Annotated in this window: 24 protein-coding genes; 19 read left to right on the top strand and 5 right to left on the bottom strand. The window is 63.0% G+C overall.

Annotated elements, in window-relative coordinates:
• The first annotated feature begins 3 nt into the window (after positions 1–3).
• Genes N0P34_RS18635 through N0P34_RS18625 form a run of 3 tightly spaced genes read left to right on the top strand, consistent with a single transcriptional unit; the run spans position 4 to position 2,857 of the window.
• Positions 4–1,002: a ligase-associated DNA damage response exonuclease gene (locus tag N0P34_RS18635; protein WP_275604709.1), complete on the top strand. Its 999-nt coding sequence runs from the start codon at positions 4–6 to the stop codon at positions 1,000–1,002.
• Complete coding sequence (locus tag N0P34_RS18630; RefSeq protein WP_275604708.1) at positions 999–2,570, top strand: cisplatin damage response ATP-dependent DNA ligase; 1,572 nt, start codon at positions 999–1,001, stop codon at positions 2,568–2,570. Before N0P34_RS18635 ends, N0P34_RS18630 begins: the two co-directional genes overlap by 4 nt.
• Before the next feature lie 11 nt (positions 2,571–2,581).
• Positions 2,582–2,857 (top strand): UvrB/UvrC motif-containing protein, encoded by a 276-nt coding sequence (locus tag N0P34_RS18625; protein ID WP_275604707.1) that lies wholly within the window; start codon positions 2,582–2,584, stop codon positions 2,855–2,857.
• 116 nt (positions 2,858–2,973) lie between these two features.
• Here the strand turns inward: N0P34_RS18625 and N0P34_RS18620 are convergent, their stop codons facing one another.
• From N0P34_RS18620 to N0P34_RS18610, 3 genes are read right to left on the bottom strand one after another with little or no spacing between them, the layout of a single operon-like run.
• Positions 2,974–3,507, bottom strand: coding sequence for a phosphatase (locus tag N0P34_RS18620; RefSeq protein WP_275604706.1), 534 nt, complete (start codon positions 3,505–3,507; stop codon positions 2,974–2,976).
• Positions 3,508–3,519: 12 nt separating this feature from the next.
• On the bottom strand, positions 3,520–3,906 hold the full coding sequence (locus N0P34_RS18615) for a MerR family DNA-binding protein (RefSeq protein ID WP_275604705.1): 387 nt from the start codon (positions 3,904–3,906) through the stop codon (positions 3,520–3,522).
• A complete protein-coding gene (locus N0P34_RS18610; protein WP_275604704.1) occupies positions 3,903–5,615 on the bottom strand; it encodes a long-chain fatty acid--CoA ligase in 1,713 nt (570 codons plus the stop codon). Before N0P34_RS18610 ends, N0P34_RS18615 begins: the two co-directional genes overlap by 4 nt.
• A gap of 403 nt (positions 5,616–6,018) precedes the next feature.
• Here N0P34_RS18610 and N0P34_RS18605 point away from each other — a divergent pair, with 403 nt between their 5' ends.
• The 4 genes from N0P34_RS18605 to N0P34_RS18590 all read left to right on the top strand — a co-directional run bounded on the left by N0P34_RS18605 (position 6,019) and on the right by N0P34_RS18590 (position 12,218).
• The gene (locus N0P34_RS18605; protein ID WP_275604703.1) at positions 6,019–8,484 is read left to right on the top strand and encodes an acyl-CoA dehydrogenase; all 2,466 of its coding nucleotides are present in this window, start codon (positions 6,019–6,021) and stop codon (positions 8,482–8,484) included.
• Between the two features lie 145 nt (positions 8,485–8,629).
• On the top strand, positions 8,630–10,588 hold the full coding sequence (locus tag N0P34_RS18600; RefSeq protein WP_275604702.1) for a 3-hydroxyacyl-CoA dehydrogenase NAD-binding domain-containing protein: 1,959 nt from the start codon (positions 8,630–8,632) through the stop codon (positions 10,586–10,588).
• A 185-nt stretch (positions 10,589–10,773) separates the two neighbouring features.
• Positions 10,774–12,060, top strand: coding sequence for an acetyl-CoA C-acetyltransferase (locus N0P34_RS18595; RefSeq protein WP_275604701.1), 1,287 nt, complete (start codon positions 10,774–10,776; stop codon positions 12,058–12,060).
• On the top strand, positions 12,057–12,218 hold the full coding sequence (locus N0P34_RS18590; RefSeq protein ID WP_275604700.1) for a hypothetical protein: 162 nt from the start codon (positions 12,057–12,059) through the stop codon (positions 12,216–12,218). The genes N0P34_RS18595 and N0P34_RS18590 overlap by 4 nt, the downstream gene beginning before the upstream one ends.
• On the opposite strand, the gene N0P34_RS18585 is transcribed toward N0P34_RS18590, so the two are convergent.
• Positions 12,215–12,691 (bottom strand): Lrp/AsnC family transcriptional regulator, encoded by a 477-nt coding sequence (locus tag N0P34_RS18585; RefSeq protein ID WP_275604699.1) that lies wholly within the window; start codon positions 12,689–12,691, stop codon positions 12,215–12,217. The genes N0P34_RS18590 and N0P34_RS18585 overlap by 4 nt on opposite strands.
• Before the next feature lie 126 nt (positions 12,692–12,817).
• Between N0P34_RS18585 and alr the strand changes: the two genes are divergently transcribed.
• From alr to N0P34_RS18555, 6 genes are all read left to right on the top strand, one after another.
• Positions 12,818–13,936: an alanine racemase gene (alr, locus tag N0P34_RS18580; protein WP_275604698.1), complete on the top strand. Its 1,119-nt coding sequence runs from the start codon at positions 12,818–12,820 to the stop codon at positions 13,934–13,936.
• A 26-nt stretch (positions 13,937–13,962) separates the two neighbouring features.
• Positions 13,963–15,210 carry a D-amino acid dehydrogenase gene (locus tag N0P34_RS18575; protein WP_275604697.1) on the top strand — a complete coding sequence of 416 codons (1,248 nt, stop codon included), beginning with the start codon at positions 13,963–13,965 and terminating at the stop codon, positions 15,208–15,210.
• Positions 15,211–15,379: 169 nt separating this feature from the next.
• Complete coding sequence (locus N0P34_RS18570; protein WP_275604696.1) at positions 15,380–15,952, top strand: hypothetical protein; 573 nt, start codon at positions 15,380–15,382, stop codon at positions 15,950–15,952.
• Positions 15,953–15,980: 28 nt separating this feature from the next.
• On the top strand, positions 15,981–16,460 hold the full coding sequence (locus N0P34_RS18565) for a hypothetical protein (protein WP_275604695.1): 480 nt from the start codon (positions 15,981–15,983) through the stop codon (positions 16,458–16,460).
• 202 nt (positions 16,461–16,662) lie between these two features.
• Positions 16,663–17,316 carry a VWA domain-containing protein gene (locus N0P34_RS18560; protein ID WP_275604694.1) on the top strand — a complete coding sequence of 218 codons (654 nt, stop codon included), beginning with the start codon at positions 16,663–16,665 and terminating at the stop codon, positions 17,314–17,316.
• The gene (locus N0P34_RS18555; protein WP_275604693.1) at positions 17,313–18,014 is read left to right on the top strand and encodes a DnaJ domain-containing protein; all 702 of its coding nucleotides are present in this window, start codon (positions 17,313–17,315) and stop codon (positions 18,012–18,014) included. The genes N0P34_RS18560 and N0P34_RS18555 overlap by 4 nt, the downstream gene beginning before the upstream one ends.
• Here N0P34_RS18555 and N0P34_RS18550 read toward each other — a convergent pair.
• Positions 17,980–19,557 (bottom strand): histidine kinase dimerization/phosphoacceptor domain -containing protein, encoded by a 1,578-nt coding sequence (locus N0P34_RS18550; RefSeq protein ID WP_275604692.1) that lies wholly within the window; start codon positions 19,555–19,557, stop codon positions 17,980–17,982. The two genes, N0P34_RS18555 and N0P34_RS18550, sit on opposite strands and share 35 nt — an antisense overlap.
• A gap of 151 nt (positions 19,558–19,708) precedes the next feature.
• Here N0P34_RS18550 and N0P34_RS18545 point away from each other — a divergent pair, with 151 nt between their 5' ends.
• The 6 genes from N0P34_RS18545 to N0P34_RS18520 all read left to right on the top strand — a co-directional run bounded on the left by N0P34_RS18545 (position 19,709) and on the right by N0P34_RS18520 (position 26,218).
• Positions 19,709–20,296, top strand: a complete 588-nt coding sequence (locus tag N0P34_RS18545) for an exopolysaccharide biosynthesis protein (protein WP_275604691.1) — start codon at positions 19,709–19,711, stop codon at positions 20,294–20,296.
• Between the two features lie 352 nt (positions 20,297–20,648).
• Positions 20,649–22,265, top strand: a complete 1,617-nt coding sequence (locus tag N0P34_RS18540; protein WP_275604690.1) for a peptide ABC transporter substrate-binding protein — start codon at positions 20,649–20,651, stop codon at positions 22,263–22,265.
• A 107-nt stretch (positions 22,266–22,372) separates the two neighbouring features.
• Complete coding sequence (locus tag N0P34_RS18535) at positions 22,373–23,296, top strand: ABC transporter permease subunit (RefSeq protein WP_275604689.1); 924 nt, start codon at positions 22,373–22,375, stop codon at positions 23,294–23,296.
• The gene (locus tag N0P34_RS18530; RefSeq protein WP_275604688.1) at positions 23,296–24,216 is read left to right on the top strand and encodes an ABC transporter permease subunit; all 921 of its coding nucleotides are present in this window, start codon (positions 23,296–23,298) and stop codon (positions 24,214–24,216) included. Before N0P34_RS18535 ends, N0P34_RS18530 begins: the two co-directional genes overlap by 1 nt.
• Positions 24,216–25,199: an ABC transporter ATP-binding protein gene (locus N0P34_RS18525; protein ID WP_275604687.1), complete on the top strand. Its 984-nt coding sequence runs from the start codon at positions 24,216–24,218 to the stop codon at positions 25,197–25,199. Before N0P34_RS18530 ends, N0P34_RS18525 begins: the two co-directional genes overlap by 1 nt.
• Entirely contained in the window at positions 25,199–26,218 is a 1,020-nt protein-coding gene (locus N0P34_RS18520; protein ID WP_275604686.1) for a dipeptide ABC transporter ATP-binding protein, read from the top strand. The genes N0P34_RS18525 and N0P34_RS18520 overlap by 1 nt, the downstream gene beginning before the upstream one ends.
• Positions 26,219–26,387: the final 169 nt, after the last annotated feature.

Raw genomic sequence — 26,387 nt, 5'->3', positions numbered from 1 at the left:
ATTATGGCCGTTCTCAATCGCGATCTCTATATCCCCTCCATCGATGCCTGGGTCGACCCATCCGTGCCCAAACCGCGCGCGATCATTACCCACGGCCATGCCGACCACGCCCGCTCCGGCCATGGCGCGGTGCTGGCGACGCCGGACACGGTGGCGATCATGAAGGTGCGCTATGGCGAGGATTGCGCCGGCCAGTTCCAGGCGCTGGAGTTCAACACGCCGCTTGCGATGGACGGCACGACGATCACCTTTTTTCCGGCCGGACATATTTTGGGGTCGGCGCAGGTGCTGATTGAGGCCGAGGGGCAGCGTGTGGTGGTCACGGGCGACTATAAGCGCCGCCCCGACCGTACGGCCCAGCCTTATGAGACTGTGCCCTGCGATCTGCTCATTACCGAGGCCACATTCGGGCTGCCGGTGTTCCAGCACCCCGATCCAAAGGACGAGATCGCGCGGCTTTTGAAATCGGTCGCCGCCCAGCCCGAGCGGGCCCATCTCGTCGGTTGTTATGCATTGGGCAAGGCGCAGCGTGTGATTGCGCTGCTGCGCGATGCCGGCTGGGACCAACCAATCTATCTGCATGGCGCCATGATCCGGCTCTGCGAGCTCTACCAGGAGCTGGGCGTCGACCTCGGCGAGCTTATTCCGGCGACCGGCATGCCCAAGGCAGCGATGGCCGGACAGATCGTCATTGCGCCGCCCTCGGCCATTCGCGACCGCTGGAGCCGGCGCTTTCCCGATCCGGTCGTCTGCCAGGCCTCGGGCTGGATGAGCGTCAAGCAACGGGCGCGCCAGGCGCTGGTGGAATTGCCGCTGGTGATTTCGGACCATTGCGACTGGGGCGAACTCAACGAGTCTATCCTCGAAAGCGGCGCGGAAACCGTTTGGGTGACCCATGGCCGGGAGGATGCGCTGGTCTATTGGTGCAAAAAGCAGGGGCTGGAGGCTGAACCCCTGGCGCTGCCCGGGCTCGATGATGATGGCGGGGAGGGCGGCGAATGAAACGCTTTGCCGAACTTCTCGAAGTGCTGGCGCTGACGCCCTCGCGCACGCGAAAGCTCGAGGCGCTTAAACGCTATTTTGCCGAAGTGCCGGACCCGGATCGCGGGATTGCCCTCGCCGTGCTGACCGGGGAGATGGACATTCGCAACGTCAAGCCGGCGCTGCTCAAGGAGATCGTGCTGGCGGAAGTGGACGAAACGCTCTTTGCGCTCTCCTACGATTATGTCGGCGATCTCGGGGAAACCATCGCGCTGATCTGGCCCCATCACGGTCCCGCCGATCTGCCGGGACTGGCCGAGCTCGTCGATCAGCTCAACCAGACGGCCAAATCGGACTTGCCACGGCTGATCGCAGATCTTCTGACAAGGGCGGCGATCCATGAGCGGTGGGCCCTCGTGAAACTGGCGACCGGGGCGCTGCGCATTGGCGTATCGGCAAGGCTGGCGAAGACCGCGCTAGCCGATATGAGCGGGATTGAGCTGCAGGCCATCGAGGAAGTCTGGCACGGTTTGCAGGTGCCCTATACCGATCTCTTCGCCTGGCTGGAGGGCCGGGGTGAGCGGCCCGAGATCGACCATGCGGCGCGGTTTCACCCGCTCATGCTCTCCAATCCGATCGAGGACAGGGATTTCGAAAAGCTCGACCCGAAAGATTTCGCGGTGGAGTGGAAATGGGACGGCATCCGCGTGCAGCTGGTGATGGGGTCGGGCGGCGCCTCGCTGTTTTCGCGCACCGGCGATGATATCGGCGGCTCGTTCCCCGATATTGTTGAGAATGTCAGTGGCAGTGCCGTGCTCGATGGCGAGCTGCTTGTAGGGCATGATTTTGATGCGAAAAGCTTCAATGATCTGCAGCAGCGGCTGAACCGCAAGGTGGCGTCGGGCAAGCAGATGCAGGAGCTGCCGGCCTTTGTGCGGGTTTATGACATGCTCTTCGATGGCGAGGAGGATGTGCGCCCCCTGCCATGGAGCGAGCGGCGGCAGCGGCTGGAGGCGTGGTTCCAAAACAATACGCAAACGCGGCTGGATCTCTCCGAAGTGCTGCCGTTCCGCGATTGGGACCATCTTGGAGAGATGCGACGGCAGGGCGCTGACGAGCACGGCCATGAAGGGGTGATGATCAAGCTCAGAAGCGCCCCCTATGTGCCGGGGCGGCCCAAGGGCAATTGGTATAAATGGAAGCGCGACCCCAATGTGGTCGATGCCGTGCTGATGTATGCCCAGCGCGGGCATGGCAAGCGCAGCTCCTATTATTCGGACTACACATTTGGCGTCTGGAAGGGCAATGAGATCGTGCCGATCGGCAAGGCCTATTTCGGCTTCACCGATGAGGAGTTGAAACAGCTCGACCGCTGGATCCGCGCCAATACCACCGCCGCCTTCGGGCCGGTGCGCGAGGTGAAAAAAGAGCTGGTGTTCGAGGTGGCTTTCGATAGTGCGCAGGAAAGCCCGCGGCATAAATCCGGCGTCGCGCTGCGCTTTCCGCGCATCAACCGCATCCGCTGGGACAAGCCGGCGCAGGAGGCGGCGACGCTGGACGATATGGCCGTCTTCATCGCGGCGACTTAGGGGAGACAGAAATGTCAGCCAGGACCAATCACGAGCGGCTGGTGGCGCTCGAAAAGCAGATGGCAGACGCCGCCGAGGCGATGGATTTCGAAAAGGCTGCGGCCCTGCGCAACGAGATTTTGCGCGTGAAGGGCGAAGGGCAGGGCGAGGACGGGGAGCCGCTTGTCGGCCAGCCGCCACCGGGGGCCATGGGGCTGGGCACCCAAATCCCCGTCCGCCAGCCGCCCAAGGGCTGGGTTAAGCCGAAAAAGCCGGATTTTCTGACGGGGCGGAAACCGAAGGGGTGAAGGGCAGAACGATGGTCCATCCCCTTGTCATTCCCGCGAAAGCGGGAACCTCCGTTTATTGAGCTGCCAGGTGAACAGAGGTCCCCGCTTGCGCGGGGATGACACCGCGGTGGCGACTAAGCCACGGCCCGCCGCAACCCCGCGGTGGGGAATTTGCGGCCGGCTTTGATGAGCTTGCCGTCGAGGCCGAGGGCGCGGTCCCAGAGGGCGACGAGCAGAGGATTGGGCGCGGCATTGGCGCAGGCGCGGAAAATGGTCTGGCCGGCCTTGTCGGGGGAGACATAGCGGGCAAGGATCCCCAGCGCCACCGCGGCGCCGCGCGTGCTGCCCTGGAGGCAATGGATCATCAGCCGCGCATCTTTGGGCAGGCCGTCGACGAAATCCATGATCGCGTCAATGTCGGCAATGCTCGGCGCACCGGGATCGGCGGGATCGAGCGTATCCTCGAAGCGCGCATGCAGCTGCCGGCTCTGGTCGAAATCGGGCAGGCCGAGATAGCGGCTCGTGGGACCATAAATGGAGATGATGTGGGTCGGCGCCCAGTCGGCCCCATTGCGGCGGGCCTCGGTCTGGCTGCAGACCAGAAGCGCGGCAGGCCATTTATTGGGGTGGGCAGACCCGTCGGTCAGCGCGGCGAACAGCTCGGGCATGGACCACTACTCTTAACTAGCGACTCGTTGGATCGCCAGTTTGCGGATTTCCTTGAGCTCGGCAATCGTGGTTTGCAGGTCCGAGAGCTGTTGTTCGAGGATTTCGAGCCGTTCATCGACCTTTTCGGCCAGCATGGTGACCTGCTGGTTGCGGTCGGCGTCGTAAAGTCCGAGATAGTCGGAAATCTCTCGTAAAGAAAACCCGAGGCGCTTGCCGCGCAGGATGAGGATCAGCCGGGCCCGGTCGCGGCGGCGAAATATGCGCGTGGCGCCGAGCCGCTCGGGCGAGAGCAGGCCCTTGGATTCGTAGAAGCGGATAGCCCTTGTCGAAATGCCGAACTCGCGGGCGAGGTCGGCAATCGAATAGAGGTCTGGGCTATCGGGGTCGATGCGGTTCACTTCATTCCGGCCTTTTGTTGGGCGTATTCCTCCCGCAACTCCTTCTTGGACAGCTTTCCGATCAGGGTCTTGGGCAAGGCGTCCTTGAAGATGATTTGCCTGGGCATTTCAATCTTGTTGAGCTTGTCGGCAAGGAAGTGCTTGAGATCGGCCTCCGAGACCGACTTGCCCTCGCGCAGCTTCACATAGGCCACCGGGGCTTCGCCGCGATACTCGTCATCGACGCCGATGACATTGGTCTCCTCGACCGCCTCATGGGTCATCAGCGCTTCCTCGATGACCCGCGGATAGACGTTGAAGCCCGAGCAGATGATGAGGTCCTTGATGCGGTCGACGAGGAAGACATAGCCGTCCTCATCCATGTGGCCGACATCGCCCGTGCGCAGCCATCCATCCATGAAAGCCTCTTCGCTGGCCTCCCGATTGTCGTGATAGCCCTTCATCACCTGCGGCCCCTTGACCTGCAATTCACCGTTCTCGCCGATGCCGACAGGCTGGCCGCTATCGACCTCGATGAAGCGGATATCGGTGCCGGGCAGCGGCAGGCCGATGGACATGGGCTTTGAGGGCACGCGCAGCGCGGCGCAGCAGACGACCGGCGAGGCTTCGGTGAGGCCATAGCCCTCCGCCAGCAGCGCCTTGGATTTCTTAGCAAAAGCGTTGCGCACCTCGTCCGGCAGCGCGGCGCCGCCGGAAATCGCCACTTCGAGGCTGGACAATTGCTCGGCAGTGGCGCCCGAGCGGGCGATGGCGTTGAGCAGGGTCGGCACGGCGGGGAGCACATTGGCGCGGGTGCGCGTCAACAGGGCGAGCAGCGCCTTGAGCTCGAAGCGTGGCAGCATCACCACCTGGGTGCCGTTGCAGAGCGGCACGTTCATGCAGACGGTCATGGCAAAGATGTGGAAGAAGGGCAGCACCGCCACGACCTTGGAGGGCGGGTAGAACAGCCCGCAACCCCAGGCGTCGATCTGGCTCATATTGGCCGCGATATTGGCGTGGGTCAAAAGCGCGCCCTTGGGAATGCCCGTCGTGCCGCCGGTATATTGCTGGACCGCAATGTCGTTGCGGGTGTCGATGACCACCGCGCTCGGCGTCTGGCGCGCTTCGATCAACTCGGCGAAAGAGGAGATATTGCCGGCGTGGCGGGACTGTCGCGGCTTGGCCAGATCCCTACGCTTGAACAGCGAGAAGAGGACTTTCTTGGCCAGTGGCAGCGCGTCGGGGAAATGGCAGACGACCAGCGATTTGACGTGGCCCGCATCGAGAAGGGCCTCGCCTTTTTCAAAGATCTGCTGGAGATCGAGGGTCACCATGAGGTCGGCGCCAGCATTGGCGGTGATGTGGCTGAGCTCGGAAACGGTATAGAGCGGATTGCAGTTGACCACCGTGCCGCCCGCGCGCAGCACCCCGTAATAGGCGATGGGGTAGAAGGGTGTGTTCGGCAGCATGATGGCGACGCGGGTGCCCTTGGTCACCCCATATCTGGACTGCAGCGCACCGGCAAAGGCGGTGATGGCCTTGGCCAGTTCACCGAAACTGGTGGTGCCGCCGAGAAAGTCGAGCGCCACGGCGGAGGGGTTTTTCGCGCATGCGGCCAGCACCTGCTCGTGCACCGGCGTCACGTCGATTTCGCCCTGCCAGGAAATCCCTTCCGGGTAGGCCGCAATCCACGGGCGCGATGTCTCCTGTGCAGTGCTGGTCAAGTCCATGCAATCCTCCTCCTGGCCCCGCTTCACGGCGGCCGCGCTTCCTCTCGCCGCTGATCCGCCCTTTGGGTTCGGTAGGGATGATGCCCTCGGCAGCGGTAAGAATTATTCCACGGCTTTACGTTAGCGTCAAACAATTGCCCGGACTTGCGAACGTGCAACGATCTGGGCGCGGGGGACTTTTGATCGTCGACGGGGAGGCTGCGACGGTGAAAATGCAGGATTGAACGCATAGGGCGTTTGGTTGACGTTTACGTAAAGTGCGCTACATTATTGGCAAACGCCCGGATGGGGTGCCTTTTGGCGCCTTCATCCCGGCAGAACGGACGCACAATCGGGGGCGTCGGTCGAATTGGCATGGCGGGCGATGCCGTTTGGGGCAGCCTCGTCCGAGGAGGACAGTGCAGTGACGCTGATACTATTTGCGATCAGTCTGGTGGTTTTTGCTTTCCTGGCCGTGCGCGAGGCCGCGCTCTGGCAATGGGGCCTCGCAGCAATCGTCATCGGCATCGTTTCGGGGCTGGATTTCACCGCGGCCGGCGCGGTCTACGGGCTCGGTTTCGGCAGCTGGGTACTGCTGGCCTTTGGCGCCATCCTGCTGCTGCTGAGCATTGCGCCCTTGCGCAAGGCCGTGCTGACGACCCCGGTCTATGGCGCGGTCAAATCCATCCTGCCCAAGGTCAGCCGCACCGAACAGGAAGCGCTCGATGCCGGCACCGTCGGCTGGGATGCCGAACTCTTTTCGGGTCGCCCGGACTGGACCAAGCTCACCGCGATCCGTCCGCTGACGCTCACCCCCGACGAAGAGGCTTTTCTCAACGGCCCCACCGAAACCGCCTGCCGCATGATGGATGATTGGGACATTCGTCACAATCGCGCCGATCTCTCCCCCGAGCTCTGGCAGTTTTTCAAGGACAAGGGTTTCCTCGGCATGCTGATTGCCAAGGACCATGGTGGCCTTGGCTTTTCGGCCCAGGCGCAGTCGATGATCGTCTCCAAGATCGCCAGCCGGTCGGTGGCCGCCGGCATCACCGTCATGGTGCCCAACTCGCTCGGGCCCGGCGAACTGCTGGAAAAATACGGCACCCCGGCGCAGAAGGACAAATATCTCCATCGCCTCGCCATCGGCCAGGAAGTGCCCTGCTTTGCGCTGACAGGCGTCCATTCCGGCTCCGATGCCGGCGGCATGCGCGACTACGGCACCGTCACCAAGGGGATCTATAACGGCCAGGAAGTGCTGGGCGTTCGCCTCTCCTTTGACAAGCGCTACATCACGCTGGCGCCCATCGCCACGCTGGTGGGCCTTGCCTTCATCCTCAAGGATCCGGAAAACCATCTCGGCCGGGGCGAGACCATCGGCATTACCCTGGCGCTGGTGCCGCATGACCATCCCGGCATGGAAATCGGCCGCCGCCACTTCCCGGCCCGCCAGGCGTTCATGAATGGACCGGTGCGGGGGCGGGATGTGTTCATCCCGATGGATTTCCTGATCGGCGGCACCGAATATGCCGGCCAGGGGTGGCGCATGCTGATGGAGTGCCTCTCGACCGGCCGGGCCATTTCCCTGCCCGCCATCGGCACGACCTCGATCAAGCAGACGCTGCGCACCACTTCCGCCTATGCCCGCGTGCGCCGTCAGTTCGGCATTCCGGTCGGGCTGATGGAAGGCGTCGCCGAGCCGCTGGGCGAAATGGTCAAGCGCGCCTACAGCTTCGAAGCGGCGCGCCGGCTCACCGCCTCCATGGTCGATGAAGGCCAGCGCCCCGCCGTGATTGCGGGCCTGCTCAAATACACCACCACCGAAGCCATGCGCGACAGCATGGACGATGCCTTCGATATCCATGGCGGCCGCGCCATCCAGGATGGGCCGGGCAATTACCTCTTCGGCGCCTATCAGGCCCTGCCCGTGGCCATCACGGTGGAAGGCGCCAATATCCTCACCCGCACGCTGATGACCTTTGCCCAGGGCGTGCTGCGCGCTCATCCTTACCTTCTCAAGGAAGTGCAGGCGGCCCAGAACAAGGATCGCAAGGCCGGGCTCGATGATTTCGACAGGGCCTTTGGCGGCCACACCAAATTCATGCTGCGCAATATCGTGGCCAGTTTCCTCCACGGGCTGACCAATGGCGCTTTCGCCTCGGCGCCCAATGACGGGCCGATGGCCGGCTGGTATCGCAAGCTCCACCGCTATTCGCAGGCCTTTGCCCTCACCGCTGATTGGACCACCGTGGTGCTGGGCGGCGCGCTCAAGAGCAAGCAGAAGATTTCGGGCCGCATGGCCGATCTCCTGGGCGACCTCTATATGATGTCCGCCACCCTCAAGCGCTTCGACGAGGAAGGCCGCCTGGCCGAGGACAAGGAATTGGTCGACGCGATCATGCAGGATCGCATCGCGTCGATGGAAAAGATCTTTGGCGAGATTTTCGACAATTTCCCCAATCCTGTCTTTGCATGGGCCATGCGCATCCTCTGTTTCCCGCTTGGGCGCCACGCCAAGCGCGCTTCGGACAATATCAATTATCGCTTCGTGCGGTCGGTTCTGGTCCCTGGCGCCTTCCGCGATCGCCTGACGACGGGCGTCTATATCTCCAATGACCCCGATGACGTGACCGGCGTTCTCGAAGACGCATTCGTCAAGGTGACCGAGGCCGAGGAAATCGAAGCCAAATTCATCCGCGCGGCACGCAAGGGCGTCATCGAGCGGCGGCTCGACCGCGACGCCATTGCCGATGCGGTGGCGGCAGGCGTCCTCAACGACAACGAAGCCGGCATCATGCGGGCGGCAGATGAAGCGACGGAACGCGTGGTCAAGGTCGACGATTTCGACAAGGATGTGCTCAAGGAGACTCCCCCGCGCGTTGCGGCGGAGTAATACAGTCCAAACTCGGAGTCATTCCCGCGAAGGCGGGAACCTCCGTTAAAGAAAACAGGGGTTCCCGCCTTCGCGGGAATGACCCGGTGGGGAGGCGGGATCTTCTGACCTCTCCACTGTTCCCAAAGGGGAATGAGGAGCCAAGATGATCGCCCCACAGGCAACCGATACGAAAAACTGGAGCTTCCATACCGATCTCGAAAAGATCGGCTGGCTGACCATCAACTCGCCCGGGCCGGTCAATACGCTGAGCCGCGAGGCGATCATGGAGCTCGAAACGCTGGTGGCGCGCTTCGAGGACCTGGCCAATTCCGGCGAGCTGGTCGGCGTGGTGCTGCTGTCGGGCAAGGATAGCGGCTTTATTGCCGGGGCCGATATCAGCGAATTTGACGCCATGAGCGATTTTTCGGTGCTGCCCGAGGCGCTGCGCCGGACCCATGCGCTGTTCACGCGCATCGAGAATTTGAAGATCCCCTTCGTCGCCGGCATTCACGGCTTCTGCCTCGGTGGCGGGCTCGAGCTGGCGCTCGCCTGCCACTACCGCATCGCCGTCAATGACGACAAAACCCGCATCGGCTTCCCCGAAGTCAATCTCGGCATTTTCCCCGGCTTTGGCGGCACTGGACGGTCGATCCGCCAGGCCGGGCCGGTCGATGCCATGCAGATCATGCTGACCGGCAAAATGCTGCGGGCCGGGGCGGCGCGGGGCATGAACCTTGTCGACAAGCTCGTCCGGCATCGCGACATGCTGCGCTGGGAAGGCCGCAAGGCCGTGCTCGCGCACAAGAAATCGGCGCCCGCGCCATTCCTCAAGGCCGTCATGGCCAAGCCGCTTTTGCGCGACTATGTCGCCAACAAGATGCGCGCCGAGGTCGGCAAGAAGGTCAAGCGTCAGCACTACCCGGCGCCCTATGCGCTGATCGAGCTGTTCGAAAAGCACGGTGACGACTGGAAGGCGATGATGCGGGGTGAGATCGACGCCTTCGTGCCGCTGATGGGCTCGCCCACGGCTGCCAATCTGCGGCGCGTGTTCTTCCTCTCCGAAGGGCTCAAGAAGCAGGGGCAGAAGGGCGCGAAATTTTCGCGGGTCCATGTCATCGGGGCGGGCGTCATGGGCGGCGATATTGCGGCCTGGTGCGCCTATCGCGGCATGAGCGTGACGCTCCAGGATCTCGACATGGCGCGCATCCAGCCAGCGCTCGATCGGGCCAAGAAACTCTTCCAGAAGCGCTACAGGAAAAAGCGCGAAGTCGACACCGCCATGCTGCGCCTCACCGCCGACCCGCAGGGCCATGGCGTTGCCCGGGCCGATGTGATCATCGAGGCAGTGGTCGAAAAGCTCGAGGTCAAGCAATCGATCTTCAAGGGCGTCGAGGGCAAGATGAAGCCCGGCGCGATCATTGCGACCAATACCTCGTCCATCGAGCTCGAACGCATCGCCGAGGCGCTGCAGGAGCCGGGTCGCCTCATTGGGCTGCATTTCTTCAACCCGGTGGCGCAGCTGCCGCTGGTGGAAGTGATCCGCTCGACCTTCAATTCCGATGAGGCCATTGCCCGTGGCGCAAGCTTTGCGCTGGCCATCGGCAAGTCGCCGGTGGTGGTGAAGTCCGCGCCGGGCTTCCTCGTCAACCGCGTGCTCATGCCCTACATGCTGGGCGCGGTGGAGCGGGTCGAGCGCGGCGAGAGCAAGGAATTGCTCGATGCTGCGGCGGTGGCGTTCGGCATGCCCATGGGGCCGATCGAGCTGATGGATACCGTCGGGCTCGATGTCGGAAAATCCGTGGCCACCGAACTGGGCCATGCCGTGCCCGAGGGCAGCAAGTTTGCCCGGCTGATCGAGGCCGGAAAGCTCGGCCGCAAGACCGGCGAGGGTTTTTACAAATGGGAGAAGGGCAAGGCGATCAAGGGCGATCCTCCCGAGCACGCCGATCTCGCGGCCCTGGGCAAGGAGCTGGTCCAGCCTCTGGTCGACATGACCGAGATCGTTGTTGCCGAGGGCGTGGTCGCCAATGCCGACCTTGCCGATGTGGGGGTGATCATGGGCACGGGCTTTGCGCCCTTCACGGGCGGCCCCATGCGCGCCCGCGCCGATGGGAGAGCGTGATGGGGCAATTTCGCTTCACAGCCACCGGCGCGCACCTCCCCCTCGACGGGGGAGGCTGGGAGGGGGTGCGAGAGCCCCATTATCCGGGCCAATCAACCCCCACCCTTGATCCCTCCCCGCAAGGGGGAGGGAGACGACTGCACCATCGGCGCACAGCCGCAAAACAATAGCTCGGGGGAAAAACAATGACTGAACTCAAGCGCGTTGCCATTGTTGGCTCTGCCCGCATTCCCTTTGCGCGCGGCAACACCGCCTATGCCGATGAAACCAATCTCTCCATGCTGGCCACGACGCTCGGTGGGCTGGTGGAAAAATTCGGCCTCAAGGGCGAAAAGGTGGATGAGGTGATCGCCGGCGCGGTGATCAACCATTCCCGCGATTTCAACATTGCCCGCGAGGCGGCGCTCGATGCGGGCCTCTCGCCGCGCACGCCGGGCACGACACTGCAGATTGCCTGCGGCACGAGCCTTCAGGCCGCATTGGTGCTGGCGGGCAAGATCGCCTCGGGCCAGATCGATAGCGGCATCGCCGCCGGCACAGACACGGTGAGCGACAGCCCTATCGTTTTCGGCCCGAAATTCCAGCATCGCCTCCTGGCCGCCAACCAGGCCAAGACCACGGGGCAAAAGCTGAAATCCTTCACCAAGGGTTTTTCCTTCGGCGAACTGACCCCGGTCGCCCCATCGGTCAACGAGCCGCGCACGGGCCTGTCCATGGGCCAGCATGCCGAGTTGATGGCGCGGGAATGGGGCATTACCCGCCAGGAACAGGATGCCTTGGCCGCAGCCAGCCACCGCAATGCGGCAAAGGCCTATGAAGAAGGGTTCCACGACGATCTGCTGGTGCCCTGCGCGGGCCTCGTGCGCGACAACAATGTGCGCGCCGACTCGACGATGGAAAAGCTCGCTACCCTCAAACCCTCCTTTGACAAGAAGAGCGGGCTCGGCACGCTGACCGCCGGCAATTCGACGCCGCTGACCGATGGCGCGGCGGGCGTGCTGCTCGCCAGCGAGGAGTGGGCGAGGGCGCGCGGCCTGCCGATCCAGGCCTATCTGACGCTGGGGCGCGTGGCCGGCAATGATTTCGCCCATGGCGAGGGTCTTCTCTTGGCCCCCACCATCGCCGTTTCCGAAATGCTGGAGCGGGCAGGGCTCGGCTTCAACGATATCGACTATTTCGAGCTGCACGAGGCTTTTGCGGCGCAGGTTCTGTGCACGCTCAAGGCCTGGAACGACCCGGCCTATTGCAAGGATGTGCTGGGGCGCGAGAGCGTTCTGGGCACAATCGATCCGGCAAAGATCAATGTGAAGGGATCGAGCCTTGCCTATGGCCACCCCTTTGCGGCGACCGGCGCACGTATCCTCGGGCTGACGGCAAAATTGCTCGATGGCCAAATCAACAAGCGGGCGCTGATTTCAGTGTGCACGGCGGGTGGCATGGGCGTCGCGGCGCTGGTAGAAAGTGCGCTATGAGCGAAAACGTCATCAAATTCCGCCGCCCCGAAAAGAAGCCCGAGCCGCCGCCGCAGAAAAAGCCGCGCGCGCCCATGCCCAATTGGGCGCCGATGGCCGCGCTGGTGGTCATTGCCGTGTTGATCTATCTGGCCCAGCAGGGCGGCTTGTTCGGCTAAGCGCGTGCGCCGCCCTGTCGGCTGACGGGCCGGGCCAGCACGTTGCGGATCGAAAAGCTCGAATGAATGCGCGAGACGCCGGGCAGGGCGGAGAGGATGTTCTTGTGAATGTGCTCGAACTCCCCGGCGGTCTCCACTTCCACCCTTAAATGATAGTCCGAGCCCCCGGTCATCAGGAAACATTCCCTGATTTCCGGATGCCGGCGCACGGCGCTTTCAAAGCGGTCGAACACTTCCTCGGTCTGCTTTTCGAGCGTGATGTTGATCATCACCGCGATGGGCGAAGCGACCGTCGCCGCGTCGATGAGCGCGGTATAGCCGCGAATGACCCCGCTTGCTTCCATCATCCGGATCCGCCGCAGGCAAGCCGAGGGCGAAAGCCCCACCTCCTGGGCGATATCGGCATTGCTCATGCGGGCATTGAGCCGCAGGAGACGAAGGATATTGGTGTCGATGGCGTCAAGCGCGGGCATGGCAGATCCTGCGAAAAGCGAGCAGAAAATTCGATTTGACTGAAGCCTGTGCCATAATCAATCAATAATTGATAGGAAATGTGCTCGCTCTTTCACTAAGCTCAGGCCATGTCTGAGGGGGCATCCATGTTCGATGATCTTTCCGCCCAGAGTGGCGCTGCTGCAGGCCCGGCACCGGGCCGTCTGACCATCGATCTCGGCGCCATCCGCGCCAATTTCACCCAATTGCAGCGCATTGCCGGCAGCCCCGTGGGCGCAGTGGTCAAGGCTAATGCCTATGGCATGGGCGCCGGGCCCGTCGCGATCGCGCTGCTTGCCGAAGGGTGCCGCGATTTCTTCGTTGCCCATCTCGGTGAGGCGCTGAGCCTGCGGCCCCTCCTCCCGCCGGAAGCGCGCCTTTATGTGCTCAATGGCCTGCTTCCCGGTGGCGAAACGCCTTGCGCCGCTGCGAACATCATCCCGGTGCTCAATTCTCTCGAACAGATCGACGCCTGGGCCAATACGGCAAAAGCGCTCGGCCGCACCCTGCCGGGCGTGCTGCAGTTCGATACCGGCATGTCCCGGCTGGGCATTGCCCCCGAGGACCGTGCCGAGGCCGCACGGCGGATCGGGGCCGCGAACATCGAACTCGCTTTCGTCATGAGCCATCTGGCCTCGGCCGACGAGCCCAATGACGCCCAGAACGCCGATCAGGCCGCCGAAATGCGCCGGGCCCTGGCCGAATTCGGCGCCGAGAAAATGTGCTTTGCCAATTCGGGCGGGATTTTTCTCGGGGCCGATTTCCGCGGCGTTCTCGCGCGCACCGGTATCGCGCTTTATGGAGGGGCTACGGAAAATGGGGTGAAGAGCCCGCTGCTCCACGCCATCGGGCTCGAGATCGCGGTGATCCAGACGCGCCGCGTCGAAGCGGGCGCCCGCATCGGCTATGGCGGCACCCATATTGCCACCCGCCCCATGCGGCTTGCGACGCTGGCCGCCGGCTATGCCGATGGCCTGCCGCGCAGCCTTTCAGACCGGGGCGCCGTCTATTGCGACGGCGTGCGGCTGCCGATTGTCGGGCGCGTTTCCATGGACAGCATGGTGGTGGATATCTCGGCCTTGCCGGAAGGCCGGCTGACGCTCGGCAGTCCCGTCGAAATGCTCGGGGCCCGCCAGAGCATGGACGATCTGGCCCGCGACGCCGGCACCATCTCCTACGAAATCCTGACCGGCCTCGGCCCCCGCTTTTCCCGGCTCTATATCTGACCACTCGCACGCCCTTTGAGGAAAAAATGAAAGTCATCGTTCTTGGGGCCGGCATTATCGGCGTCACCTCGGCCTATCAGCTGGCCAAGGCCGGCCATGAGGTCGTGGTCATCGACCGCCAGCCCGGTCCCGCGCTGGAAACCAGCCATGCCAATGCGGGCGAGGTTTCCTTTGGCTATTGCTCGCCCTGGGCGGCCCCCGGCATTCCGCGCAAGGCGGTCAAATGGCTGATGATGAAGCATCCGCCGCTGGTGCTGCGCCCGAAAGTCGATGGCGCCATGCTGGCCTGGCTGATCCAGATGCTGGCCAATTGTAATTACAAGAGCTACGCCATCAACAAGAGCCGCATGCTGCGGCTGGCCGATTACAGCCGGATTTGCCTCGCCGAACTGCGCGCCGAAACCGCAATTTCCTATGACGAGCGCATGCAGGGCACGGTGCAGCTCTTCCGCACCCAGCACCAGCTCGACGCCTCGGCAAAGGACGTGACCGCCCTTGCCGCCGACGGCATCCCCTATGAAGTGCTCGACCGCGATGGCTGCATCCGCCAGGAGCCGGCGCTGGCCCATGCCCGCGACAAGATCGTCGGCGGCCTTCTGACCCCGCTCGACGAGACCGGCGACTGCTTCAAGTTCACCAATGCGCTGGCCGAAAAGGCCGCCGCGCTGGGCGTCACCTTCCGCTACGGCACCGAGATCACCGGGCTCGATGTCGAGGGCGGGCGGGTCAAGGGCGTCGTCACCAAAACTGGTCGCGAGGCCGCCGACAAGGTGGTGGTGGCGATGGGCTCCTACTCGCCGCTGCTGCTGCGGCCGCACGGCATTTCCCTGCCGGTCTACCCGGTCAAGGGTTATTCCATGACCATTCCGATCACCGATGAGAGCCGCGCCCCGGTCTCGACCGTGCTCGACGAAAGCTACAAGATCGCCATCACCCGGCTTGGCGACCGCATCCGCGTCGGCGGCATGGCCGAGATTTCTGGCTACACCAATGATCTCGGCATAGCTCGCCGCCGCACCCTGGAGCATTCGGTCAACGACCTCTTCCCCGGCGGCGACACCGCCACCGGCAGCTTCTGGTCGGGGCTGCGTCCCATGACGCCCGATGGCACGCCGGTGATCGGCCCGACGAAAATCGAAGGCCTCTATCTCAACACCGGCCACGGCACGCTCGGCTGGACCATGAGCACCGGCTCGGCCCGCGTCATCGCCGATCTGGTGAGTGGCAAGCAGCCCGAGATCGACGCCACCGATCTGGCGATTTCGCGGTACTGAGGCGCGCTGGAGCGATCCGCTCCCACCGGCCTGGAGCGATAGCGCAGCCGTAGACGGCCTCGGCAAGGTGGGAAAATGCCTTGGTCCTGCCGGTCCGCATCACGCGCCTGCAAGAAAGGGAGGGCGTCCGACCGCCAGGTAAAGTGTTTGCTTGTCGGTCGAATGGAGGATGTGGAGCCGAAAAACCACGTCTACCCTCTACGCTGGTTCGGACAGTGACGCCCTGCGGACGCCCAATGGCGTCGGGGCGTCGTTGCCCCTGGCGGAGGACATCGCGGTGCGCGTCAAGCTTTTCCGTTTCGCCGGCTATCCCGCCGGCCAGACCGATTTCGAGACCGTGGGCGCGGTTATTCCCGGCAATCCGCTCTATGAGCTCGATCTCGAATTGGAGCGGATGGGGAACGGCATCAACGGGACGGCCAATATCCGCAGCTCCATCACCATTGTGGGCCATTCGGATCGCCAGGACCGGGCCGACATGAGCTGTGACCAGAGGCGGCAGAGCGAGATCGACGCCTCCACTGCACGCGCGGTTTCCGCCTGGGAATGGATCAAGCCGGTCGTCGATGAATATGCGCGGCGCGGAGGATGGGCCGGGACCGAATGGTGGGAAGAGTCGGATCGCGCCGCCTGGGCCCTGGTCTATGCGGCTTGCGGAATGCTCCTCACCCAATCCCACACCGAGGCGGAGCGTGCGCAGAACCGCCGCGTCGACATCCTGATCACCACTTTCGACGTCTAGTTTCCCTGACGGCCAAATGGAGAAGGCAATGGCAACCGCACGGATCTACATGCTCTACTGCGTCAGACAGGCGTCGGGCACCGATTTTGGGGCCATCCAGGCGCTCTCCGGCCTGGCGCCCTCCATTCCGGCGTCGGGATTTGGAGCGCAGGTGTCGGAGATCCTGGGGCAATTGCCCGAGGTGATTGCCGCCATCGATACCGCCCGCTCGGATCCGGACAATTTGTTCATCACCACCGAATCCTCGGGTGATCTTGAATATGCGGTCTGGCCCAGTGGCGACCCGGTGGACGCCCAGGCGGGGCAAACTCTTGTGGTCATGCTCGACCTCACATTCACCTATGCGCTCAACATCTCCCTCTGGGACTATGACAGCGCCAGCGACAACGATCTGCTTGGCTCCGTGGCGATTTTCGAAGAGGAGGCGGGCACCGGACAGATCGCCAAGCTCGCCAAGTCCGATATCGAAGGCTCGGCCTATTATGTCGTCTATGAGGTCTTCGCCTGACGCGACCAGCGTCGCCAATTGGACCGGCAGCGCCTGCTTGATGTGACCATCAAGATGCTTCCGTCTCCGTCGAGGCGCACAAAGCTCCGTGCCCGGCCTTGCGCCGGCCTGCCGCCCTCTACATATTTGCCCTATGGCAGAGAAAACTCCGACGACACGGCCAGATAGCGCCCTTGGCTCCCGCCAGGGGGTGCGTTCCGACGTGGCTGCGTTCCTCACCAAATCGCGCATGCTGGCGCGTCCCAATGAAGCCGCCGATGGCAGGCTGCTCTTCGCCATGGATGCGACCATGAGCCGGCAGCCGACCTGGGACATGGCGATCACGCTACAGGCCGGCATGTTCACCGCCATTCCCAAGAATGCGGCGCTGCAGGTACAATTGCTCTATTTCCGGGGCATGGGCGAATGCCGGGCCTCCAAATGGGTGGTCGATGCCGAGGCGCTGGCCCGGCTGATGAGCGGCATTGCCTGCCGGGGTGGCGACACCCAGATCGGGAAAGTGTTTTCCCACGCCCGCGCCGAGCACAAGAAACGGCGCATCAATGCCGTGGTGTTCGTCGGCGACGCCATCGAGGAAAATGTCGATGCCCTTGCCTCGCAGGCGGGCGAGCTGGGATTGTTGGGCCTGCCGCTCTTTCTCTTCCAGGAAGGGCAGGACAGTCGCGTCGAGGCCGCGTTCCGCGAGTTTGCGCGTCTGAGCAAGGGCGCCTATGCGCGCTTTGACAGTTCGGCCCCCCAGCATCTGGCTGAATTGCTCAAGGCCGTGGCTGCTTTCGCCAGCGGTGGGCAGAACAATCTGCGGCTTCAATCCAGCGCCGCCGCACGCGGCCTCTTGGCACAGATCGAGAAAAGATGAGCTGGATAATTCTTGGCGCACTGGGGCTTTTGGCGGCGCTCTGGCTGTTCAACGCCATGCGCAATATGGACCGGGGCGTGCTGATGCGCGGTCTGCGCTGGGGCGTGGGAGGAGTTTTGGCGCTCATCGCGCTGATCGGCCTCGTTCTCCGCCGCATCGATATCGCCACCATTGTCGGCGCCTTGGCCGCCTCGGTGCTGCTGCGCGGCCGGATCGGACAGTTTTCGTTCGATAGTCTGGCCAAATCCTCCGGTGGCAATGTTTCGAAGGTACGCAGCCGCTATCTGGCCATGGAGCTCGATCACGACACCGGCGCCCTCGGCGGTCGTGTCCTCGATGGCGCATTTGCCGGCTGGGATCTGATGGATCTGGGGCCGGACGAAACCCGTCGATTGCTCGATGAAGTCGCCGCCGATGCCGACAGCGTCAATCTTCTCGAAAACTGGCTCGATGCCAATCGGGCCGGCTGGCGGGAATATTTCGCCGAGGGCGGCGCCGAGGCAGGGCAGGGTCCCGGTTCGGGCCGCGACCCCATCGCCGAGGCCTATGCCGTTCTGGGCCTCAGGCCCGGCGCCAGCGACGAGGATATTCGTGCCGCCCATCGCGAATTGATGAAGGGCGTCCATCCCGATCGCGGCGGTTCGGAATATCTGGCGGCGCGGATCAACGAGGCGCGGGATCTGCTTCTGGGGCGCTAGCAGTGGCGCGCCCGGCGACCGAGAGGGCGAGTTCGGCCTCGAACACCACGCCGCCTTCGTTGCGGAAACTGTATTCGCCACCCATCTGGCCGACAATGCCGCGGATGAGGCGCATGCCCATGCTCTTCGAAAATTCCGCTGCCTCCATGCCGATGCCGTCATCCCGAACGATCAGCGTCGCCCGTCCGTCGCCGCCCTGCCGCAGGGTGATGGAGAGCGTTCCCGCCTGGTGATCGGCAAAGGCGTATTTGAAGGCGTTGGTCGCCAGTTCGCTAAGGAGCAGGGCCAGCGGGGTGGCATGGTCGCGGTCGACCATGACGTGGTCGAGATCGTAGACCAGGGTCGTTTCGGTGCCATAGGCTTGCTTGACCTGATCGACCACGGGCGGGATGAAATCGTGGGCGTCGATGTCCTCATAGCGGTCCTGCTGGTAGATATGCTCGTGCATGGCCGCCATGGCGGCAAACCGGCTCTGCAGATCGCGCTTGGCATTGTCGGGAATGTCCTGCATGCGCACCAACGCCTGAACCGAGGCGAGATTGTTCTTCACCCGGTGATGGATTTCCCGGAACAGCATGGTGTTGAGTTCCACCGACGCCTCCAGCTCCTTGGCCCGCTCGGCATCGCGCACCAGCAGCCGCACGATCCACCAGCCGCCCAGCACCAGCCCGAGCACCACCGGGGAGACAATGAGCAGGACGCTGACAATGGCGTTGACGAAATCCGACCAGCCCTTGTTGGTCGCCACCGAGGCAAGGCCGATGATCGGCGCGTCGGAGACCAGTCGATAGCTCACCACCCGGGCCACGCCATCGATCGGCGAACTCTCCGAGATATAGGTGCCGACCTCGTTTTCCTTGAAGTATTGGGTAAAGAGCGGCGTGTCACTGAGGTCGACCGGTCCCGGTGAGGGCGGAAAGCGGGCCATCAACTGCCCGTCGGCACGCACGAGGCTCAACGTCGAGCCGTCGTCGAGATCGAGCGTGCGCCACAGATCGGCCAATAGCGTTTCCGAGAACGACACCATGATGGCGCCGGCAAAGACGCCCCGCCGCTCGACCCGTTTGCTGAAGACGAAGATCCGGTCGCCAGTGATGCGGCTGACCAGCAGCGGCGATGTATAGAAGGGCGCGCCATCACGAACGGCGGTGAAATATTCGCGGTCACCGATATAGGTGTTCGCCGCTCCCTCCACGGTGGCAAAGACGGTGTTGGCGTTGCGGTCGATGACATAGACCTCGGTCGCCGCGGGCAGGCCCTGCAGCACCGCGTCGATCTCCTCTTCGCTGCCCGAAAGCGTGGTGCCCATGGCGCTGTCCACGCGGCGCAGCGTCTGGTTGGCGACTTCGGCGATCCAATAGGCATTGGTCGCCACCACCTGCGAGGCGGCCCGCGACCGCTCCTCGAACCGTTCGCGCGTCTGGTTGGTGCCGATGACGACAAAAAACACGAGGAGGCCGATAAAGAGCGTGAGGGCGGCTGCCATCAGGCCGACAGCCAACCGGACGGCCGAGATTTCTCTCCAGCTTCGCTTCAACGCCACGGTCGATCTCCTCTGCGCCGGCCAATTGACCACGGCAGGTCAATGATAATGAACGCGGAATTTCCGACAAGTGCGGAAATGGCGCCGTGATCGCACGCCTCCAGGAACATCCCCCGCAAGCCATACGTTGGTGCCGACACAGGAAGTTCACATGACCGACATCCGCCAGGGCACGCTTACCAATCTCATCAACAAGGTGGATGAACATGCCCGGGCCGGGGATGGCATCTCCATCGGGCTGATCCAGCAAATCGTCGGCCGGCGCGCCGCCGGGCCCCTCCTGCTCATTCCCGCGCTTGTCGTCATTTCGCCCCTCAGCATTATTCCCGGTGTTCCGACGCTCACCGGGCTTCATACGGTCCTGGTAGCAGGCCAGATTGCGCTGGGACGTAAGGCCATGTGGCTGCCGCGCTGGCTGACCCAGAGGAGCATTCCCGGCCGCCATGTCGAAAAGCTGCTCAAATTCCTCAAGCCCCTCGGACGCGGCGCGGACAGCCTCGTCAAGCCACGCGCCGGAATGCTGGTGGCCCCGCCGCTGCGCCGGGCCGGCGCCGCGATCTGCGTCATGGTCGGCCTCATCATGCCGGTCCTGGAATTCGTGCCCTTCACCTCGACCGCTGCGGCCTCGGTCATCGCACTCTATGCGCTCGCCATCACCGCAAGAGACGGCTTCCTGGCACTGGCATGGGCGGGTCTTGTCGCAGCTCTAGTCTTTATAGCACTGATGTTGCTCGTTTAATTCGGGCGATCAGCAGGTCAGCCTGCAGTCCCCGCCGCATTTCCGGCCCTTCATTTCTGTCCTGCCCTGTCCAGTCAGGTCGATCTGTGGTTCCGCACGGCTGTCGTAATTGTGACCGCAAGTGCCGATCCGGCGGTTGCAGCAGCGCTGATCTTGGTCTTTTTAGGGCGAAATATTCACAGGCCGGGTGGTCTTGACGCTTAGGTCAATCTTTTGCTTGTCAGTGGACGCTTTACCACGATACCGTCCACCGATCTTGACCAATGGGTTTAACCGTTGGCTGGAGCAACTAATCCGCATCTTAAAATGCGGATAGCAACAATGATGATTTCCACATGGAGATGGGACGAGAATGAAGTTCACCACAGCCTTCAAGGCGGTAGCGACCGCGGGCGCCATGGCACTAATGATGAGCACCTCCGCTTCTGCGGTGACGCTGCAGCTGCACAATGGTGGCGATCCCGGCACCCTCGACCCCCACAAAGCTTCCGGCGACTGGGAAAATCGTGTCATCGGCGACTATATCGAAGGCCTGCTGACCGAGAGCCCGTCTGCCGAAGCCATTCCGGGCCAGGCCGAGAGCTGGGAAATTTCCGAGGACGGCACGGTCTACACCTTCAAGCTGCGCGACGGCATTGCCTGGTCCGACGGTACACCGGTGACCGCTGGCGACTTCGTTTTCGCCTTCCAGCGCCTGTTCAATCCCGCGACCGCGGCTGACTACGCTTACCTGCAGTTCCCGATCAAGAACGCGGAAGCCATCAACTCCGGCGAAATCACCGATTTCAACGAGCTCGGCGTCAAGGCCATCGACGACAAGACGCTCGAGATCACCCTCGAAGCCTCGACTCCCTTCTTCCTTGAGGCGCTGACCCACTACACCGCCTATCCGGTGCCGAAGCATCTCGTCGAAGAGCTGGGCGACAACTGGACCAAGGTCGAGAACATCGTCGGCAACGGCCCGTACCTGGTCAAGGAATGGCTGCCGGGCTCTTATGTCCGTTCGGAAAAGAACGCCGACTATTACGACGCTGCCAATGTGCAGATCGATGAAGTCTACTACCATGTTCTCGAAGATCAGGCTGCAGCGCTCAACCGCTACCGCGCCGGTGAATTCGACATCCTGACCGACTTCCCGTCCGACCAGTACCAGTGGCTGCAGGACAACCTGCCGGGTGAAGCACACGTCACCCCGTTCCTGGGCATCTACTACTACGTGATGAACCAGGAAGAAGGCCAGGTCCTCTCCGACGTCCGCATTCGCGAAGCGCTTTCGACCACCGTCGTCCGTGACGTGATCGGCCCCGATATCCTGGGCACCGGCGAACTGCCGGCCTATGGCTGGGTGCCCCCGGGCACGTCCAACTATGTCGAAAACGCCTATCACCCGGCATGGGCCGACACGCCTTATGAAGAGCGCGTCGAAAAGGCCAAGGCGCTGATGACCGAAGCCGGCTACGGCCCGGACAATCCGCTGACCCTGCAGCTGCGCTACAACACCAACGACAACCACCAGCGTATCGCCGTGGCGCTCGCCGCCATGTGGGAGCCGCTCGGCATCAAGATCGAGCTGTTCAACGCTGAAACGGCCGTTCACTACGACGCCCTGCGCGCCGGTGACTTCCAGATCGGCCGTGCCGGCTGGCTGCTCGACTACAATGATCCGTCCAACACGCTCGACCTCCTCAAGAAGGGCGTCGATCAGGCCGGCACGATGAACTGGGGCAACAATTACGGGCGCTATGCGAACGAAGAGTTCAATGCCCTGATGGTCCAGGCCTCGACCGAGCTCGATCTCGAAGCCCGCGGCAAGCTGCTTGCCGACGCTGAAAAGATCGCCATGGACGAATTCGCCGCGATCCCGATCTACTGGTACGTGTCCAAGGACGTCGTATCGCCCAAGATCTCGGGCTTCGAAGCGAACCCCAAGAACATCTTCCGCACCCGCTGGCTCTCGAAGTCGGAATAAGCGGATAAAAACCAGATCGTGGGGGCCAGATTGGCCCCCACGGTTCTTTTGTCCGTGCGTGACCGGCCCTTTTTGCCCCGGCGCCCCGGCCAAGGAGTTCTCACCAAATGCTATCCTACGCCTTCCGGCGCGTGCTTTCGGCGATCCCGATTGCGCTGATCGCCGTGACAGTCTGCTTTTTTATCCTGCGCCTGGCGCCGGGTGGCCCGTTTGACGGCGAACGTGCCCTGCCGCCCACCGTGCTGGCCAATCTGCGCGCCCACTACAATCTCGACCAGCCGCTGGTCATGCAGTATTTCATCTATATCGGGCGCCTGCTCCAGGGTGACCTCGGTCCCTCCATGGTGATCGACGGCTTCAACGTTTCCGATCTGATCCGCATCGGCTTTCCGTTCACCCTGACCATGGCGCTGACCGCCTTTGTCATTGCCACCGCCATCGGCATGCTGGCTGGCATGGTCGCGGCCGTGAACCAGAACAAATGGCCCGATTACGTGCTGGTCCTGGCGGTGATGCTGGGTGTTGTGGTTCCCAATTTCCTCATGGCTGCGCTGCTGCAGCTCTGGTTCGGCGTCTATCTGCGCTGGTTGCCGGCGGGTGGCTGGGTCAATGGCTCCATCTGGCACCTAGTCTTGCCCGTCACGGTGCTCGCCTGGCCCCATGCCGCGCGCATCAGCCGGCTCATGCGCGGCTCGATGATCGAAGTGCTGGGCACCAATTATGTGCGCACCGCCCGCTCCAAGGGGTTGGGTGAGCGTCTGGTCATGGCGCGCCACGCGATCAAGCCGGCGCTGCTGCCCGTCGTCTCCTATCTCGGGCCGGGCCTCTCATATCTGCTCACCGGCTCGCTGGCCGTCGAACAGATTTTCGGGCTCCCCGGGATCGGCAAATATTTCGTCCAGGCCGCGCTCAACCGCGACTATGGCATCGTTCTGGGAACGACCATTCTCTACATGTTCATCATTCTCGCTCTCAATCTGATCGTCGACCTCGTCTATGCCTGGCTCGATCCCAAGGTGAGGTACCGCTGATGGCTGGGATCACCGGAAAAGACCAGGTTCTGACCGCTTACGCGCAGCAGCTGGAAAAACTCGATCCGCCCAAGGGGCGTTCGCTCACCCAGGATGCGGTTCGCCGTCTCGTGCGCAACAAGGCTGCCGTCATCTCGATCGGCCTCGTGGTGCTCATCATCCTGATCGCCTATATCGGGCCCTATTTCGTGCCCTGGGGCTATTCCCAGGTCGACTGGTCCAATATCCGCAAGCCGCCCAATTTCGAAGTCGGGCACTATTTCGGCACCGACCAGAACGGGCGCGACATGCTCGCCCGCGTGCTCCAGGGCACGCAGATGAGCCTGACCGTGGCTTTTGTCGCGACGGTCGTGTCGGTCAGCATCGGCGTCGTCTATGGCGCGGTGGCCGGCTATTTCGGCGGCCGGGTCGACGCCATCATGATGCGCATCGTCGACGTCATGTATGCGCTGCCCTACATTCTCTTCGTCATCATCCTGATGGTCATGTTCGGCCGCAATCCGGTGCTGCTCTTCGTTGGCATTGGCTGTATCGAATGGCTGACCATGGCGCGTATCGTGCGCGGGCAGACCCTCTCGCTCAAGGAGAAGGAATTCGTCGAGGCCGCCAAGGCCGGCGGCGCCAAACCCTTCACCATCATCATGCGCCATATCGTGCCCAATCTGACGGGTCCGGTGGTGATCTATGCAACCCTGACCATCCCCGAGATCATCATCGCCGAGAGCTTCCTCTCCTATCTCGGCCTTGGTGTGCAGGAGCCGCAGACTTCGCTCGGCACGCTGATCTCCGCCGGTGCGCCGGTGGCTGAAGTGCTGCCCTGGATGCTTTTGGCGCCCGCAGGCGTGCTGATCACCCTGCTGCTCTGTCTCACCTATATCGGGGACGGCCTGCGCGACGCGCTCGACCCCAAGGATCGCTGATGACCAAAGTTCTTGATGTCCAGGACCTCGGCGTCACCTTCGCCCTCCACGAGAGCGAGGTGCACGCGGTCAACAATCTCAACTTCGCCCTCGAAGCCGGAGAAACCCTCGCCGTCGTGGGGGAATCCGGCTCCGGCAAGAGCCAGGCCTTTTTGTCCATCATGGGCCTTCTGGCCAAGAATGGCCGCACCAGCGGCAAGGCCATGCTCGGCGACGTCAATCTGGTCGGCATGGAAAAGTCCAAGCTCGACAAGATTCGTGGCAAGGACATTGCCATGATCTTCCAGGACCCGATGACCTCTCTCAACCCCAGCCTCAAGGTGAAAACCCAGCTGGCCGAGGTTCTGGTCAAGCACCGCGGCTTCGACAATGCCAAGGCGGTCCGCACGGCTGTCGAAATGCTCGAGCGCGTCGGCATCCCCGAACCGGCCAAGCGCGCCAATGCCTATCCGCACGAAATGTCGGGCGGCATGCGCCAGCGCGTCATGATCGCCATGGCGCTCCTCTGCCAGCCGAAGATCCTCATCGCCGACGAGCCGACCACGGCGCTCGACGTGACGGTGCAGGCGCAGATGCTCGACCTCTTCAAGACCCTCACCGACGACTTTGGTACTTCGCTCGTGATCATCACCCATGATCTGGGTGTGGTGGCGGGCGTGGCTGACCGCATGATGGTGATGTATGGCGGCCGCGCGGTGGAGAAGGGGACGGTCGACGAACTCTTTTACGATCCGCGCCACCCCTATACGCTGGGCCTCTTGCACTCGACCCCGCATATCGCCAAGCGCGCCGAGCGGCTCGACCCGATTCAGGGTCTGCCGCCGAGCCTTGAAAACCTGCCCAAGGGCTGTTCGTTCAATCCGCGCTGCGCCTTCTGCTTTGACCGCTGCCTCGAAGAGCGCCCGCCACTGGCGCCGACCGCCGACGGCCGCGAAAAGGCGTGCTTCTACGAAGGCCCGCTGAAATACGGAAAGGTGGCGTGATGACCCCGGCACCCGCCAATCTCATCGAGATCAAGGATCTCAAGAAAACCTTTTCCATCGCCACCGGCCTCTTTTCCAAAAAGCTAAAGCTGACCGCGCTGGAAGATATCAACTTCTCCGTCAAGAAGGGCGAGACGCTGGGCATTGTGGGCGAAAGCGGCTGTGGCAAGTCCACCCTCGGCCGCTGCATCCTGCAGCTGATCGCGCCGGACGAGGGGCAGGTCCTCTGGCTGGGCCAGGACCTGACCAAAATCCCGGCGGAGGACATGCGCAAGCGTCGCGCCGACCTCCAGATCATCTTCCAGGATCCACTGGCCTCGCTCAATCCGCGCATGACCGTGGGCGAGATCATCGAAGATCCCCTGCGCACGCTCAAGCCCGAGCTCAACAAGGAAGAGCGGCGCGCCCGCGTCTTCAAGATCATGGCGGCCGTCGGCCTCCTGCCCGAGATGATCAACCGCTATCCGCACGAGTTCTCGGGCGGTCAGGCGCAGCGTATCGGCATTGCCCGCGCGCTGATCACCGAGCCAAAACTCATCGTCTGCGACGAGCCGGTTTCGGCCCTCGACGTGTCGATCCAGGCGCAGATCCTCAATCTCTTGTCCGAGCTCAAGGACGAGTTCGGGCTGACGCTGATCTTCATCTCGCACAATCTCTCGGTGGTGCGGCACGTCTCGGACCGCATTCTCGTGCTCTATCTGGGGCGCATCGTCGAACTCGCGACCGGCGACGAGATCTATGAGGACCCAAAGCATCCCTATACGCGGGCGCTTCTCACTGCCGTGCCGATCCCCGATCCGAAACTGGCAAGGCTGCGCAATATCGATGCCTTGAAGGGCGAAATTCCCTCGCCCATCAATCCGCCCTCGGGCTGCACTTTCCGCACGCGTTGCCGCTTCGCCCAGCCGCGCTGCGCCGAGATCCGCCCCCCGCTCGAAACGCTGGAAGGCGGGCGCCTCGTCGCCTGCATCCGCTGGCGCGAACTCGAAGTGCCCAAGGAAGCCGTCCTCGGCGCCTGAGGATTGAATGAATGCGAAATGCCCCCGCAGCAATGCGGGGGCCTTTTTTTGTATGTTCGATGGCACTTGCCTGGATCTTCCACCAGCTCCGGCTTCCCTCGGGCTCGACCCGAGGGCCACTTAGAGAGCCGCCATTGCGTCGGTGCGCGCGGATAGAGACCCTCGGGTC

The sequence above is a fragment of the Devosia sp. FJ2-5-3 genome (assembly GCF_029201545.1).
In the GTDB taxonomy this organism is placed as follows: domain Bacteria; phylum Pseudomonadota; class Alphaproteobacteria; order Rhizobiales; family Devosiaceae; genus Devosia.
The sequence above is the reverse complement of the archived record's forward strand: the minus strand, read 5'-3'. Positions and strand labels throughout refer to the sequence as shown.